At 60.0% G+C, this 14,671-nt stretch carries 15 protein-coding genes; 11 read left to right on the forward strand and 4 right to left on the reverse strand.

The window, feature by feature from the left end; genetic code table 11:
* Positions 1-179: 179 nt before the first annotated feature.
* Both ACFIO0_RS03395 and ACFIO0_RS03400 read right to left on the reverse strand, forming a co-directional pair.
* Positions 180-1,952 (reverse strand): inorganic diphosphatase, encoded by a 1,773-nt coding sequence (locus ACFIO0_RS03395; RefSeq protein ID WP_390913598.1) that lies wholly within the window; start codon positions 1,950-1,952, stop codon positions 180-182.
* Between the two features lie 105 nt (positions 1,953-2,057).
* Positions 2,058-2,510 (reverse strand): NUDIX domain-containing protein, encoded by a 453-nt coding sequence (locus ACFIO0_RS03400; RefSeq protein ID WP_390913599.1) that lies wholly within the window; start codon positions 2,508-2,510, stop codon positions 2,058-2,060.
* A gap of 366 nt (positions 2,511-2,876) precedes the next feature.
* On the opposite strand from ACFIO0_RS03400, the gene thiD reads away from it, so the two are divergent.
* Genes thiD through ACFIO0_RS03455 form a run of 11 tightly spaced genes read left to right on the forward strand, consistent with a single transcriptional unit; the run spans position 2,877 to position 10,822 of the window.
* Positions 2,877-3,656 carry a bifunctional hydroxymethylpyrimidine kinase/phosphomethylpyrimidine kinase gene (thiD, locus tag ACFIO0_RS03405; protein WP_390913601.1) on the forward strand — a complete coding sequence of 260 codons (780 nt, stop codon included), beginning with the start codon at positions 2,877-2,879 and terminating at the stop codon, positions 3,654-3,656.
* Positions 3,653-4,633, forward strand: a complete 981-nt coding sequence (locus ACFIO0_RS03410) for an FAD-dependent oxidoreductase (RefSeq protein ID WP_390913603.1) — start codon at positions 3,653-3,655, stop codon at positions 4,631-4,633. Before thiD ends, ACFIO0_RS03410 begins: the two co-directional genes overlap by 4 nt.
* On the forward strand, positions 4,611-4,808 hold the full coding sequence (gene thiS, locus ACFIO0_RS03415; protein ID WP_390913605.1) for a sulfur carrier protein ThiS: 198 nt from the start codon (positions 4,611-4,613) through the stop codon (positions 4,806-4,808). The genes ACFIO0_RS03410 and thiS overlap by 23 nt, the downstream gene beginning before the upstream one ends.
* Position 4,809: 1 nt before the next feature.
* Positions 4,810-5,580, forward strand: coding sequence for a thiazole synthase (locus tag ACFIO0_RS03420; RefSeq protein WP_390913606.1), 771 nt, complete (start codon positions 4,810-4,812; stop codon positions 5,578-5,580).
* Complete coding sequence (locus ACFIO0_RS03425) at positions 5,577-6,173, forward strand: thiamine phosphate synthase (RefSeq protein WP_390913607.1); 597 nt, start codon at positions 5,577-5,579, stop codon at positions 6,171-6,173. Before ACFIO0_RS03420 ends, ACFIO0_RS03425 begins: the two co-directional genes overlap by 4 nt.
* The gene (locus ACFIO0_RS03430; protein ID WP_390913608.1) at positions 6,170-7,126 is read left to right on the forward strand and encodes a ThiF family adenylyltransferase; all 957 of its coding nucleotides are present in this window, start codon (positions 6,170-6,172) and stop codon (positions 7,124-7,126) included. Before ACFIO0_RS03425 ends, ACFIO0_RS03430 begins: the two co-directional genes overlap by 4 nt.
* A 10-nt stretch (positions 7,127-7,136) precedes the next feature.
* A complete protein-coding gene (locus tag ACFIO0_RS03435; RefSeq protein WP_390913609.1) occupies positions 7,137-8,075 on the forward strand; it encodes an ABC transporter substrate-binding protein in 939 nt (312 codons plus the stop codon).
* Complete coding sequence (locus ACFIO0_RS03440; protein WP_390913611.1) at positions 8,072-8,740, forward strand: TenA family protein; 669 nt, start codon at positions 8,072-8,074, stop codon at positions 8,738-8,740. The genes ACFIO0_RS03435 and ACFIO0_RS03440 overlap by 4 nt, the downstream gene beginning before the upstream one ends.
* Positions 8,737-9,438: an ATP-binding cassette domain-containing protein gene (locus ACFIO0_RS03445; protein WP_390913613.1), complete on the forward strand. Its 702-nt coding sequence runs from the start codon at positions 8,737-8,739 to the stop codon at positions 9,436-9,438. The genes ACFIO0_RS03440 and ACFIO0_RS03445 overlap by 4 nt, the downstream gene beginning before the upstream one ends.
* A complete protein-coding gene (locus tag ACFIO0_RS03450) occupies positions 9,435-10,088 on the forward strand; it encodes a TenA family protein (RefSeq protein WP_390913615.1) in 654 nt (217 codons plus the stop codon). Before ACFIO0_RS03445 ends, ACFIO0_RS03450 begins: the two co-directional genes overlap by 4 nt.
* A complete protein-coding gene (locus tag ACFIO0_RS03455) occupies positions 10,085-10,822 on the forward strand; it encodes an ABC transporter permease subunit (RefSeq protein ID WP_390913617.1) in 738 nt (245 codons plus the stop codon). Before ACFIO0_RS03450 ends, ACFIO0_RS03455 begins: the two co-directional genes overlap by 4 nt.
* Before the next feature lie 385 nt (positions 10,823-11,207).
* On the opposite strand, the gene ACFIO0_RS03460 is transcribed toward ACFIO0_RS03455, so the two are convergent.
* Both ACFIO0_RS03460 and traA read right to left on the reverse strand, forming a co-directional pair.
* Positions 11,208-11,414 (reverse strand): AlpA family phage regulatory protein, encoded by a 207-nt coding sequence (locus tag ACFIO0_RS03460; protein ID WP_390913619.1) that lies wholly within the window; start codon positions 11,412-11,414, stop codon positions 11,208-11,210.
* 131 nt (positions 11,415-11,545) lie between these two features.
* A complete protein-coding gene (gene traA, locus ACFIO0_RS03465) occupies positions 11,546-14,527 on the reverse strand; it encodes a Ti-type conjugative transfer relaxase TraA (protein WP_390913621.1) in 2,982 nt (993 codons plus the stop codon).
* Between the last annotated feature and the right edge of the window lie 144 nt (positions 14,528-14,671).

Genomic DNA, 14,671 nt, shown 5'->3' on the forward strand with positions numbered 1-14,671 from the left:
AGTCAGCGAACCCCGAATGTTCTCAACTTGTTCTTCAAGATGCCCAAATATGCACGTTCGGTCTAGTTAGGCCTTGTAGAGGCCGCGGTGCGGCGGCAAAATCTGTCTTTGCTGCGCATCACAGCAAGCATCTGACGGGAACGAGGTAAACAAGTGACCGGCTGGCGCCGATCGGTTGTTTAGTTGTCTTTTTCTCCGCTCGATTGATGAAGCGCAGGCCCTCTTGGACGGTGATGGGGATCAAGCTCTTTGTGTGCTTCGCGCTTCGCTTGCACACGTGCGACAAGACTTTGGTGTGCGGAGCCGTGCAGGTCGAAAAAGGCATCCATGGGATCAAGCGGGTCGACCTCTCGACGATTAATCGAAGCATGATATAGGGGATCTCCTTCCAAAAGCATGGCATATGTCACCTTGTCGACCGGAACAACGGCGCAACGCAGGCCGGGCGCGTCTTCGTTAACGAGCAATGAGTTGTCGATAGGGCGGCCAAGCCTTTCCTGCATGGCATCACGGCTCCGAGCGGAAAGGCTGGTGTTACTAATTATGGCCGTCCCTACGTCGATACTGTTCGTAGGGCTTCCGAATGGTGCGCCATCACTAAGCTGGAGGATGTGAACGCCCTCGAAGACCTCCTTGCTTTGGGCTATAAAATCACCAAGTGCTGCATGCCTTCCCTGAAAGGCGGCGATGTGCTCCAACGCCTCGCCAATTACCAAATGTGGCAGGTTGTTACGATCTGGCCATATATTGAATCCGTAGTCGATCCAATTTGTGAGCTGCGTCATGCGGATAGGACCGCGCGCGGGAACCTCCCACGGTATCATCCTGTCAGGCGCATTGAGTACGAGGCAGCGTTCATTTTCGATGTCAATCCCGATTTTCAGTAGACGGTCGAGAATTGCGTGTTCGTCCACCCCGGCTTCGGCGATTACAACCTTGGTGCCATCCGCTCTTTGAAATTGAATGGTTTTGAGGTCTTGTGCACTGAGGCCAGCCACGTTTTCCACCTCGTAGCTCTCATGATCCACGAAACTAGCGACAATGCCGGAATTGCTTGCCTGTTTAAGCCAGACACGGTCGTTGGATGCTGTGAAGACCTTGGCACCGTATTTCTTTAGCAGTTCTGCTATACGAAGCCGCTCATTGATCAAGCACTCTCGGTCATGTCCGATCAGCCGAGAACGGCTGATATTGTGGCCAGCTGAACGAATAGCCTCTTTGAGGCTCTGGCCGGAGACGATCTGGCCATATTCTGGGTGCGGGTTTTGTTGCTCGAAGAGTTGCCGTACGGTCTGAATGTCTTCCACATATCTGGTGGGACCAAAATGTTTTGGTGGCGGAGGAACAAAGACATGCTGGAATTGCTGATACGCATGAGTTGTCTCGACGCTCAAAGGGCTTGGTATAGAGCTATATCGCTTCTGACCTTCCGAGATAGCATTCTTTGCGGCGGCAGCGTTACCCCAACCGGTCAAAGCTAACGGTGCCAGCCGTTTGTACGAACGAAAGAAGGTTTCTATCGCATCCTTGGCACTGCATCTCGAACGCGCCCCACGCTGGATCAGAGGGAGATCATCGATCTGTTGGATGTGTTCCCATATCTGACCCGAGGGCAATGCGATGATTTTGTCATCCCGTATTTCCCAGTCATCGTGGGTTTTGAGTATGCCTAGCGGGCGAACGGCGACCACGTCACCTGTCTTCCTATTTTGCGGCATCGGTTCGAAGACAAGTACGTCTAGTGCTTCACCCTCGTCTCCGATCGTTTCTGGGACACATCCGTAGTGCCAGTGGATTTCCAAAGGGGGATCCACCTCCCGCGCGGCAATGACCTTCCCAGAGCCAAGATCGACCTCCAGTTTTTGAGTCATCGCTTCGGTTTTTGGAATCTCTACGACGGCGTTAATGATTGTCGGAGCATGATCCCCAATTGAAAATTGGTGTCGTAACATACGATTGCGTTTCGCAATTTGTTTGGCAGCACACATTGGTTGGCCTTCTTGGAGACTTCACAGTGTCTGCAGGATTGCTCCAATGGCAAGGGCGATACGTCATCTTTAGAATATTGAGTGTTGCAAGGGGAGTCTTCGAATCTGTTCGAAACCCGCCTCGCGATGCTCCCAAAAAACCGAGCGGATAATCTCGGGGAAAACGTGCCCGGCCGGCAATGCGTTCTGCGCAAACCAACCGGCCTCAGTTATCGCCTCCTCCAGGGCCGGGTTTGAAGCCGTATCAATCTCCCCACTGAGATAGTCCGCGACGAACCAGAACTTCACCATGCGTCCGCTATCATCGATCAACTCGTCGATATAGGCGAGTTGCTTTGGGTGTACCATAACCCGTGTTTCTTCGAAGGTTTCTCGGGCAACGGCAGCCTCAAGCTCTTCCCCATCGCCAACGCCGCCACCAGGAGGTGCCCAGAAATCAAAGCGTCCGGGAACAGTATGTCGAGCCAACAAAAGCCGGTTGCTTCTCAGGACAAGCGCTCCGACCGAAATGCGATGTTCCATGGACCGCCTTTCCTGTGTCCGTTTGCCTTAAGCTAGCATCTTTCAGAGGAACTGTTGCATTAATCAGGGTATATGGCCAGTTCAGCCAGGGTCCCGTTTTTTCGTGTCGCGTATCCTTTTCTATAGGGCTTGTTGCACAAATCGGGCTCTCCGGGCACCTCTTGGGGGCAGCATTGACGAATCCACTGCAACAATTAGTCTGTAACTACTTATGTTTTGATGCCAGTCCCGGGCTGAGATGCGTTTTGGTGCAAACCTATTGAGCCTAATCAGCTCAGGATCGGCGGAGTAAACAGTGAGGGCTGGTATGGAAAATTCTGTTTTTCCGGCACCTGTCCTATTCGAAGAAATTAAAGGATCGGTATCGTGATAGCCAAAGCTTTAACGATCGCAGGCTCGGATTCGGGTGGTGGCGCAGGCGTTCAGGCTGACTTGAAATCATTCTCTGCAATGGGGGTCTATGGCGCGTCCGTTGTCACCGCTATTACTGCCCAAAACACGCAAGCTGTGACGGCCATTCATGCTGTGCCGGATGATATTGTAGCAGCGCAAATCAAAGCCGTCTTGGACGACATTGACATTCATGCCATCAAGATTGGAATGCTGGGGACACCTTCGTTGATTAAGGCCGTTGTCGAAGCGCTCAGCAACTTTTCGGGTTCGATCGTGCTCGATCCTGTGATGGTCGCGCAGTCAGGTGATAAACTTTTGGCCGACAGTGCTATTGACGCCCTAACAACACAGCTGATCCCGCGCGCAACTTTGCTCACCCCAAACTTGCCCGAAGCTGAAAGTCTCGTTGGTGCCGGGACACTCGCAGAACAATCCGCCCGGCTGTTCGATCTCGGAGCGCAAGCCGTCTTGATGAAAGGCGGGCACGCCGACGGGGCGACATGCGTCGATGCACTGGTGACACGCGATGCAACGCATCAGTTGTCCGCGCCTCGTATACAAACCGGCAATACTCACGGCACAGGATGCTCGTTCTCGTCCGCGATTGCCGCATGTCTTGCACAAGGTCTGACCTTGAAGGCCTCCGTCGTGCGTTCGCATCACTGGTTGCATCAGGCAATCGTGCAGGCGGATACGCTGGAGGTCGGGCACGGTCATGGCCCTGTTCACCACTTCCACGCGCTTTGGGCATGAGTAATGCGTTCACCATACTCGGCGGCGGTGTCTGCGGCCTCGCTATGGCGGCAGAGCTGTCATCGCGCGGCGCACAAGTGACTCTTTTTGATCTCAATGGTGCCCCCGGTGAACACGCTTGCTCATGGTGGGCCGGAGGCATGTTGGCACCCGATTGCGAGGGGGTCAGCGCAGAGCCAGAGGTTGTGCGGCAAGGCCGCATGGCCGCTGATTGGTGGGAACGCCATGGAGCAGAGGTCTCGCATCAGGGAATACTCGTGGTTGCTTTGGAACGCGATCAAGGCGAATTGACCACCTTTGCCCGCCGTGCGCCAAGTGCCCGGAGCTTGGACCGCAAGGCGATAAACGCGCTTGAGCCGCATTTGGCGGATCACTTCGCCAAAGCGCTCTTCATTAATGCAGAGGCACACCTTGATCCGCGTGCAACCCTGATGGCCCTTCATGCGCGGCTCGCTGAGAACGGGGTTGTCTTTGATGATCACATCAACGGTCAAATCATCGATTGCCGAGGGCTTGTAGCGAACGACACCTTGGCGGACCTGCGCGGGGTCAAGGGTGAGATGTTGGTGGTGCGCTGCAGGGACGTATCACTTTCCCGCCCTGTGCGGCTGCTCCACCCGCGCTTTCCGCTTTACATCGTGCCGCGCGGGGATGGGGTCTTCATGCTGGGTGCAACCCAGATCGAAAGCAGCGATCGCAGCCGCGCGACACTGCGCTCAGTGATGGAGTTGATGAACGCGGTCTACGCGCTTCATCCTGCCTTTGGCGAAGCCGAACTGCTGGAAATCGGCGTTGATGCGCGCCCGGCGTTTCCTGACAATCAACCGCGCATTCGGCATCTCAGCGATCGCATCTGCGCAAATGATCTGTTTCGGCATGGGTTCTTGCTTGCCCCTGCACTGGCGCGCATGACAGCTGACCTCGTTCTTGAGGGCAAAACACCGGAGGTTTGGTATGAAGATCATCGTGAACGGTGAGGCCGTGGACACCGCGTCACCAACCCTGGCGGCTTTGCTGGCCGAATTGGGCAAAGGCGATGCAAAGGTTGCCACGTCCCTGAATGAGGCGTTTGTGCCCAAGGCGATGCGCGACACGCAGGCTTTGGCCGACGGCGACCGAATTGAGATCGTTGCCCCAAGGCAGGGGGGCTGAGATGCCCACTTTCTATGGAAAAGAGATTGCGTCGCGTTTGATGCTGGGGACGGCGCAATACCCCTCACCTGCCGTTTTGGCCGATGCTTTTCGAAGGTCGGCTGCCGGGATTGCAACGGTCTCCGTCCGGCGCGAGGCCGGTGGCGAACAGGCGGGGCAGGATTTTTGGGCGTTGATCCAAAAGCTTGGTGTCGCGGTACTGCCCAATACCGCCGGCTGCTACTCTGTCCGCGAGGCCATCACCACAGCACAGATGGCCCGTGAATTGTTTGATACGAACTGGATCAAGCTGGAGGTCATCGGCCATGCGGACACGCTGCAACCCGACCCTTTCGGTCTTGTTGAGGCGGCGGGGCAGCTGACCGATGATGGCTTCGAAGTCTTTCCCTATTGCACCGAGGATCTGGTGCTGTGTGAACGTCTTGTCGAGGTGGGCTGCAAGGTATTGATGCCCTGGGGCGCACCGATTGGCACGGGGCTCGGGTTGAACAATATCTACGGGCTGCGCAGCCTGCGCGCACATTTTCCCGAAACTTCGTTGGTCGTTGATGCGGGCCTTGGTCTGCCGTCGCAGGCCGCCCATGCGATTGAACTGGGATATGACGCGGTCTTGCTGAACACCGCCGTCGCGAAGGCCGGTGATCCGGCGGCGATGGCCGAGGGGTTCGCGCGCGCGGTTGAGGCCGGAGCGCTGGCCGCCCATGCCGACCCGATGGAGCCGCGCGATATGGCGGCACCGTCGACCCCCGTTCTGGGGAAGGCGTTTCTATGACCCTCGCGCGCTTCTACCCCATCTTTGATGATGTTGCCTTGCTGCGACGCTTGCTGCCTCTGGGGATCAAGCTTGTGCAGCTCAGGATCAAGGATGAACCCGATGACATTGTCGGGGTACAACTGGCCGAGGCCCGCGATCTCTGCCGCGCGCAGGGTGCCGTGCTGGTTGTCAACGATTACTGGCAGCTGGCCATCGAATTGGGCTGCGACTGGGTGCATCTGGGGCAAGAGGATCTGGATGTTGCCGACATAGCTGCAATCCGCAAAGCTGGGTTGAAGCTGGGTGTCTCGACCCATGATGACGCAGAACTTGACCGCGCCCTGGCCCTTGCCCCCGATTATGTGGCGCTTGGCCCTGTCTATCCCACCATCCTCAAGAAAATGAAATGGCATCAGCAGGGCGTCGAGAAATTGACGATCTGGAAAGAGCGCATCGGCGACGTTCCTCTAGTTGCGATCGGCGGGATGAGTGTTGAACGTGCGCCCGGTGCTTTTGCCGCCGGGGCCGACATCGTGTCTGTGGTGACGGACATCACTTTGAATGACGACTCCGAAGCGCGCGTCCGCGCGTGGCTGGAGGCTTGCGCATGAGTCGCTATGCCCGCCAAACCGCAGTCCTTGGGGCTAAGGCGCAGCAGAGGCTGGCCGATGCCCGGGTTCTTGTGATCGGGGCTGGCGGATTGGCAGCCCCGGTCCTGCTATATCTTGTGGGCGCTGGCGTGGGCCATATTCGGCTGATGGATGCGGATGTGGTGAGCCTCAGCAATCTGCACCGCCAGACGCTGTTTCGCGAAACGGACCTTGGCCAGCACAAGACAGAGGTGGCAGCGCGCCGCCTTGCCGATCTTAATAGTGACGTGCGGATTGAGGCGGTCTCGACCCGCATGGACCCTTCCAATATTGCGGCATTTTGCGAGGGTGTTGATCTGGTTCTGGACTGCGCCGACAGCTTTGCGGTCAGCTATATCGCGTCGGATCATTGCCTTGAGACGGGCCAGCCGCTGATCAGTGCCAGCGTCGTCGGCTCAGACGGATATGTCGGCGGCTTCTGCGGTGGCAAATCGGGCCTGCGTGCGGTGTTTCCTGACCTGCCCGGCCGGCTTGGGTCGTGTGACAGCGATGGGGTTCTTGGCCCCAGCGTAGGTGTGATCGGCAGCCTGCAAGCGGACATGGCACTGGCCGTTCTTGTTGGTGATCGTGCACCACTCGGGCAGCTGGTCACCTATGACGCGCGCAGCCTACGCTTTGGCGGCTTTCGCTTTGATAGCGCCCCCGATCCTGCGCCCAACCCCGCCTTTATCGCGCCCTGTGACATTGCCGCGGAAGACTTTCTGGTGGACCTGCGCGGAAGCGATGAGGGCGGTCCGCCGCTGCCCGACGCCATCCGATCCACCGTTGCTGCGTTCGGTGCGGGCGGGCCCACACCCACGCACCACACGCGCGCCGTTTTGGCCTGTCGGAGCGGGCTGCGCGCCTGGCAGGCGGCCGAGCGGCTTTCGCAACACTGGCAAGGGGACATCAAGCTCCTTGCATTGGAAGACTAAGGAGACCCACATGAGAGTTCTTTTGACAACCGCCGCAACATTGCTGATTGCGGCCCCAGCCTATGCACAGGACAAGTTGACCGTGCTGTTGGATTGGTTCATCAACCCCGATCACGGCCCGATCATTGTCGCCGAAGAGCTTGGGCTTTTCGCCGATCAGAACCTTGAGGTCGAGATTATCCCGCCCGCGGACCCATCCGCCCCGCCAAAACTGGTCGCCGCGGGGCAGGGGGACATCGCCGTCAGCTATCAGCCCAGCCAGCACCTGCAGGTTGCCGAAGGTCTGCCGCTGCTTCGCGTGGGCACGCTGGTCGCCACGCCGCTGAACTGTCTGCTTGTCCTCAAAGACGGGCCCATTCAAGAGATCAGCCAGCTGGCGGGTGCCAAAATCGGCTTTTCGGTCGCGGGTGTGGAAGAGGCCGTGCTGACGGCGATGCTGGGCAAGCACGGTGTCAGCCTTGATGAGGTCGAGATGGTCAATGTCAACTTCTCGCTCAGCCCCTCGCTGATGTCCGGTCAGGTGGATGCGGTGATTGGCGCTTACCGGAATTTTGAGTTGAACCAGATGGAAATTGAAGGGGTCGAGGGCAGGTGTTTCTATGTCGAGGAAGAGGGCGTGCCGACCTATGATGAGCTGATCTATGTCGCCAACCCCGAACTGATGGACAAGGATCAGGTTCGCCGCTTCCTGCGTGCGACGGAGCTGGCGACCCAGTACATCGTCAACAACCCCGAAGCGTCCTGGGAGCTTTTCAAGGGCTATGCGCCGGAACTGGACGATGCTTTGAACGCGAAAGCATGGGTCGACACGTTGCCCCGCTTTGCCTTGCGTCCCGAAGCGCTGGACGACGGCCGCTATACCCGCTTTGAACAGTTTCTGGCCGACAGTGGGTTGGTCGAGGGGACGCGCCCCGTTTCAGCACTTGCCGTCGATCTGGGTGCAGAATGAGCTACGGAGAGGTCTTTGAGGCTTGGCGGGGGGCAACCCCCGCCTGGTCTGACTACACAGAACATGCGTTTGTGCGTGGCCTTGGGGATGGATCATTGCCACCTGCGTCATTCCTGCACTACCTCAAACAGGACTACGTGTTCCTGATCCATTTCTCGCGCGCCTGGGGGCTGGCCGTCACCAAGGGGGACACGGTCGCGGAAATGCGATTGGCCGCAGGCACGGTGAACGGCCTGATCAACGAAGAAATTGCGCTGCATATCAAAATCTGCGCCGATGCCGGGATTGATGAGGCGACACTTTTTGCCACCGAAGAGCGCGCCGAAAATCTGGCCTATACGCGTTATGTGCTGGATGCGGGCTATTCGGGTGATCTGCTTGATCTGCTGGCGGCGCTGGCGCCTTGCGTGATGGGCTATGGCGAAATTGGCCGTGCGCTCGCCGCGTCAAAGACGTCCGACACCTATGCCGACTGGATCGACACCTATGCCGGTGAAGACTATGAACAGGTCTGCCGCGATGTCGGCACCCTGATCGATACGGCGGTGCAAAGCCGACTGGGGGAGGACCCGCACTCCAGCCCGCGCTGGCCCAGACTTCAAAAGCGCTTTGCGACGGCAACGCGGCTGGAGGTCGGTTTCTGGGACATGGGGCTGACCCTGTGACACAGGCTGTGCGGCTCAGCGGGTCGGCAACCATCGAAGGCGTGCCGGTTTTCTCGCACCTTGATCTGACCTTGGAGCCGGGCAGATGGACCTGCCTGTTGGGGGCCAGCGGGGTTGGCAAATCCACGGTTCTCAAGCTCTTTGCCGGTCTGGCCGATGCGGTCGCGTTTCAGGGTGACATCACCGATCCGGGCCGCGTCGCCCTGATGGCACAGCAAGACCTGCTTTTGCCCTGGCTCAGCGCATTGGACAACGTCCTGATCGGGCCTCGCCTGCGCGGTGAGACCCCTGACACAGACCGTGCAATGCAGCTTTTGGAACAGGTTGGTCTTGAGGATCATGCGCAAAAGCGGCCCCATGCGCTGTCTGGCGGGCAAAGGCAGCGGGTGGCATTGGCCCGGACGCTCCTTGAGGACCTGCCCCTTGTCCTCCTTGATGAGCCATTTTCTGCCCTTGACGCGCTCACCCGGCTGCAGATGCAGGAACTGACCGCGTCGCTTCTGAAAGGACGCACCGTTCTGCTTGTGACCCATGACCCGTCCGAGGCCGCACGGCTGGGCGAGCACATCAAGATCATGACCCCATCACAGCTGATCGACATTCCCAGACCCGGCGGCCCAATTCCCCGCCCCGTCGATGCGCCGGACGTCGTTGCGACGCAAACCAGACTTCTCAATGACCTCAGGAGCCCCGTATGAGCACCACAGAAACCCTCCGCGCGCTGGCCGCCGACGATTGGCGCGCGGCCACCACCCATGCGTTTACCAATGCCCTTGCCGATGGAACGCTAGGGCGCGACACGATGGCCGGATACCTGCAACAGGATTATCTTTTCGTCGAAGGGTTCGTGCGACTGCTTGCCTCTGCCGTGGCCCATGCGCCCCGTCTGGCGGATGCGGTGCCGGGTGCGCAGTTCCTTGGGCTGATCTGCGGGCCGGAGAACACCTATTTCCTGCGCGCGTTGGAGGCGCTCGGCGTGCCGCAGGCTGACGCGGCCGCCCCCGAAACTCGCGCGTTCCAAGCGTTGATGGACGACGCCCGCCGCTCGGGCCGATATGAAATTATGCTGTCGGTGCTTGTCGTGGCCGAGTGGATCTACCTCGATTGGGCCGCGCCATTTGAGGACAAGGCCGATGACCTGCCGTTCTGGCTGGGCGAATGGATCACCCTGCATTCCGGTGACGGGTTTGAAGGCGTCGTCGCCTATCTGCGTGAGCAGCTTGATGCGGTCTGGCTGGATTTTGATGACACCGCCCGTGCAGATGTCGAGGCGACGTTTACCAAGGCCGTCGCCCTCGAACGGGCCTTTTTCGATGCGGCATGGGCCGGGTTCCCGGTCGCGCGATGAGCGGCTGGCGTGCAGGGCTGGCGGCGACCCTTGTCGTTGTTGCGCTTTGGCAGGCAATTGTCTGGATCACCGGCGTGCCCCGCTTCATTCTACCGCCCCCGATGCTGGTTGCGGACACGATCTGGACGAGCCGCGCGTTGCTGGCCGAACATGCGTTCATCACAATGACCGAAGTGCTCATCGGGCTTGTCCTTGGTGCGATCTTTGGGTTTGTGACGGCCATTCTGCTCGTCGCATCCCCGACGGTGCGGGCGTTGGTCAGACCCATCCTCGTCTTCAGTCAATCGGTGCCCGTCTTCGCGCTGGCACCCATTCTGACGCTCTGGCTGGGGTTTGGGCTATGGTCCAAGATTGTGATGGCCCTCATCATCATCTATTTCCCAGTCACATCCTCATTCTTCGATGCGCTCATGCGCACCAATAGGGATTGGTTGGGCATGGCGCGCGCGATGGGGGCCAGCCCCGCGCGTGTGATGCTGCACATCCGCATTCCGGCCGCGCTGCCGGGTTTTGCATCAGGTCTCAGACTGGCGGCAGTGTATGCCCCGATCGGGGCGATCATTGGTGAATGGGTTGGCGCGTCTCGCGGACTGGGCTATCTGATGTTGCTGGCCAACGGCCGCGCGAAGACTGACCTGATGTTTGCTGCCTTGCTTGTACTTGCTGTTCTGACAATCCTGCTGCATGCAGGTGTTAACAAGCTCTGCGAAAAGAAGCTGGACCACCCGGAATAATAATGATGATGGTGCGGTGAGTTTTGAGGCAACTTAAGAGCATACTACGGTGAATTTCGGCACCCACTCCGAGGTTTGTCAGCAATGAGCGTGTTTCATGGGCGAAGCCATACTGCATCCATCTGCGAATCAAGAAAACCCAAGGTCTGCAAAGTCCCGCATTGTGTGAGTCCAGCAACCAACTGGATTTGCCACTGCAGCGAAAGTCAGCAAATACGGGCCGCACCGTAGCGTCGGATGTCGACGGCAATGTCGGCATTTGCCCGTTCAAGCCAGTTGCTGGCACCAGGACGAGCAACCGCCTCGTCTTGCAGCCTGTCCTTCGCCAGACATCTCTGGCTGATGCGCGAGGCGACCCAGCAACACTGTAAAGCCCTCGCGGCTGTCAGCGTTCCTCTCGCGCCAATCGCCAGCCTACTGGGTTTTCAATCCATCGGTTGATGTCGGATTCCCGCCATCCTGCCCCATGCACGCTGATCCTGAGCTGAGCTGGGAAGGTGCCTTCAGCGATCTTGCGATAGATGGTGGACCGGGACAGGCCAGTTCGGTCGAGGACGGTGTTCAGGCGGATGATGCGGTCTGGCTCGGACATGGGTTTATTGCCTCCTGCTGGTTGTTTCTGAGTAGTCCTGAACCAGTCAGCCCACACCATTTTTGACCGCGCAAGAGCGCCCGGCTCATCGTCGCAGCAGGGCGTGGAATGGGCGGCAGATCGGACGGGTGTCAGAGCCCGAGTCCGCGTCCCCGGGTGATGTCGATGCCGTGACAATAAGCCAATTCCGCACCGAGTCGGCGACCCGAGTCCATCCGGATGCCCAGCTCGGCCTTGCGGTTTGCAAGAAGGGATTCCAGCTGCGGATCGCGTTGGAGGCTCTTCGCCATCTCGCCCATCTCCGCGCGTGTCGCCCGGTAATCGGACATCGTCCCCGACCGGTAGTGCTTCAGGCTGGTCCGGTGGAGCTTTTGCCAGCGTTCCACAAACTGTGCGGCCCTGCGCTCCGGAGCGGTACGCAGCTGCGTCTCAAGTTGAAGCGCCCGGATGGTTCGATTGACCTGACCCGATCCGGCCTCGGATGCTAGGGTCGGGTCCTTGGCATAGGCTGCTTCGGCATCGCGCCATCCGTAAGGCCGCACCTCCTCGAACGCCGCGCGGGACTCAGAGAGGTTATGCAACTCGTCGGGTGTGCCCGGGCCGCCCCGCTTCTGAGCCGTGAGGACCGCATCCACCGCGCGGGCATGGCGTTTGAGGGCTGCGGTGCGGGCTTTTCGGCTTGCCGCTTCCGGGTCGTCCGCGAAGGTCTTTTGCAGCGCATCCACGCTGGGACGGATATCCTTTCTTGCCTCTTCCCTTCCCGGCCCCTGCGCAACATCGGAGCCAAGCGCGCCGTCTTTGGCAGGGCGCGACCCATCAATCCTATCTCGGAGTCTCTCGGGCACGATCTTGCGCAGGACCTCAATGACACGTTTCTGGAACGTGATCCCGCGCCGCTCGGCAAAGTCCTGCGCCGGATCGGCCTTGGCGTAGTCGAGCGCCATGTCCTTGGCCCGGTCGCGGGACAGGGTGTGGATCAGCCGATCCTGCGAGGAGAAGTCGTCGCGACCGTAGTGCAGGTTTAGTCCGTCCCGATGCCGCGACAGGGCGACGTAGCTGCCATGGGCGTCCAGGCCCGGCGTCGCGAGAACATGGGTTCGGTCCACCGTCATGCCCTGGGCCTTGTGGATGGTCGCGGCATAGCCATGGTCGAGGTGTTTGTAGTCCTTGAGGTCGAAGGCAATGTCGCGCCCGTCGTCGGTCTGGACGGACATAGACTGCGCGCTGGCCTCATGGATGATCCCGAGCGTGCCGTTCTTCACCCCAAGGCCGCGGTCATTCTGCAGGAACATCACCCGATCGCCGCTGGCAAAGCAACGGTCACCCCGCTCGACCGTCAAGGAGGCGTCCTCGCCCAGATCGCCCGCCGCGCGTTTCCGCTGCCGCGCCAACTCATTGAGCAAGCGCACTTCGGCGTTGGTGTGGGTCAGGATGATCCGGCCCTGATCAGGTGCCGCCTGACGGTCGCGGTCCCAGCGGTCGATCAGATCGACGCGCGCTTCGTCGCGGGTCGCAGCGCCATGCGCCATGCCATGGTTGTCGTAGGCATCAATTGCCGCCCCGGTCCGGCCGGTCGCCAGATCGCGGGTGGCGTCACGCTGCCAATCTTCGCGCTGACGGCGGACCTCTCCGATCTTCGCTCCTCCATGTCGCTCTTGAAGAGACCGGAAAGCAGCGCCCGCCTCGATGGATTGCAGCTGCTGCTGATCGCCGACTAGGACAACTTTGGCTCCAGCACCGGCGGCATTGGACAGGACCCGTTCAAGTTGCCGCGTGCCGACCATGCCGGCCTCATCGATAACCAGCAAATCGCGCGCGGTGAGCCGGTCGCGGTTCTGCGCCCAACCGTGTTCCAGGCTGGCGATGGTCCGCGACGCGATACCCGATCCGCTCTGGAGGCCGTCTGCCGCGATGCCGGACAGGGCTGCGCCGCGCACCCGATACCCCGCCGCTTCCCAGGCCTCACGCGCCACCCCGAGCATCGCGCTCTTTCCCGTCCCGGCATGGCCGACGACAATGCCCAGATCGCGCCCGGTGGTGATCTGTGTCAGAGCGTCAGCTTGCTCGCGCGACAGAACCAGACCGCGCGCTTCCGCACGCGCCAAGGCTGCTTTGCGATCCGCATCCCGCACGTCGTGACGTTCCTTCTCGGCCAAGACTTTGGCGGCCCGATGCAGGCGCTGTTCGGCCTCGATCATCGTGCGGGTGGTGAAACGGTCCTCGCCGCACCCATCCTGGCCAAGCCCAACCAGATCGGGCGCGCTTCGGATTGCGCTGGTCACTGCATTGAACTGTTCCACGCTGTCGCTGTGCCGATGGGCGAAGCGTGCCATGTCGCGCTGCGTGAAGGTAGATTGCTGATGGGTAATCGCGTCCAGTGCAAGCGAAGGTTCCGCGATGATACTCGCTCCGTTGTCGCGTGCGATCTCACGATGCAGTTCGGTCCGGTCGGCAGGGCTCCCTTCGCCCGCGATACGCTGCGCGGGCGCGCCGATCTGGCTTTGCGGCTCCAGCGCGATGCCTTGGTCTTCCAGACTCCTGTGATCGATGCGTGCGTCGATGTCGAGTTCAGCCAACCGCTCGTTGGCAAGCGTCGCCCAGCGTTCCCTCCAACGCTCGACCATCCCGGTGCTGTTCCAGTCGCGCACCTTTTTGCCAAACCCATCTTCATCGACAGACCGCATCGTCAGCATGACATGGGCATGTGGTTTGGGCAGTCCATCCGCACCCCTGTCCCAATGCACATTGAGATCAGCGATCATGCCTTGATCAACGAACTCTGACTGCACGAAGTCGCGGGCGAGCGCGATGCCCTCTGCCTTACTCATCTCGCGCGGAATGGCGAACTCTACCTCCCGGGCCAGCTGCGCATCGCGCCTGACCTCGACCGCTTCGACCGCGTTCCAGAGCTGCTCCCGGTCGCTCCACGCATCGGGCGCGGTCTCCGGTAGCAGCACTTCGGAATGCACGACACCGCGCTTGGCCGTGAAGTCATGGCTCCGTTCGATCCGGTCGTCACGCAGCCGCGATGCCGCGCGATAGGCAGCGGACGCCACCGCGCTGGAACCAGCTGCGCGCCCGATGACTTTCACGTGGAGATGATAGATTGCCATGATGGCGCAATCATCTACACAAAAACGCCCACGTCGGAACGACGTATAAGCGCGCCCTCCCTCAATAAAATCTCGGGAAGGACCGGCGCGTCCCCGGCCGTCCTGGCGACTCTGCTGCCTTCTGCAAGATGCCCCGCTATCCTC

Origin of the sequence: Pseudosulfitobacter sp. SM2401, assembly GCF_042932805.1 — a bacterium.
Lineage (GTDB): Bacteria > Pseudomonadota > Alphaproteobacteria > Rhodobacterales > Rhodobacteraceae > Ascidiaceihabitans.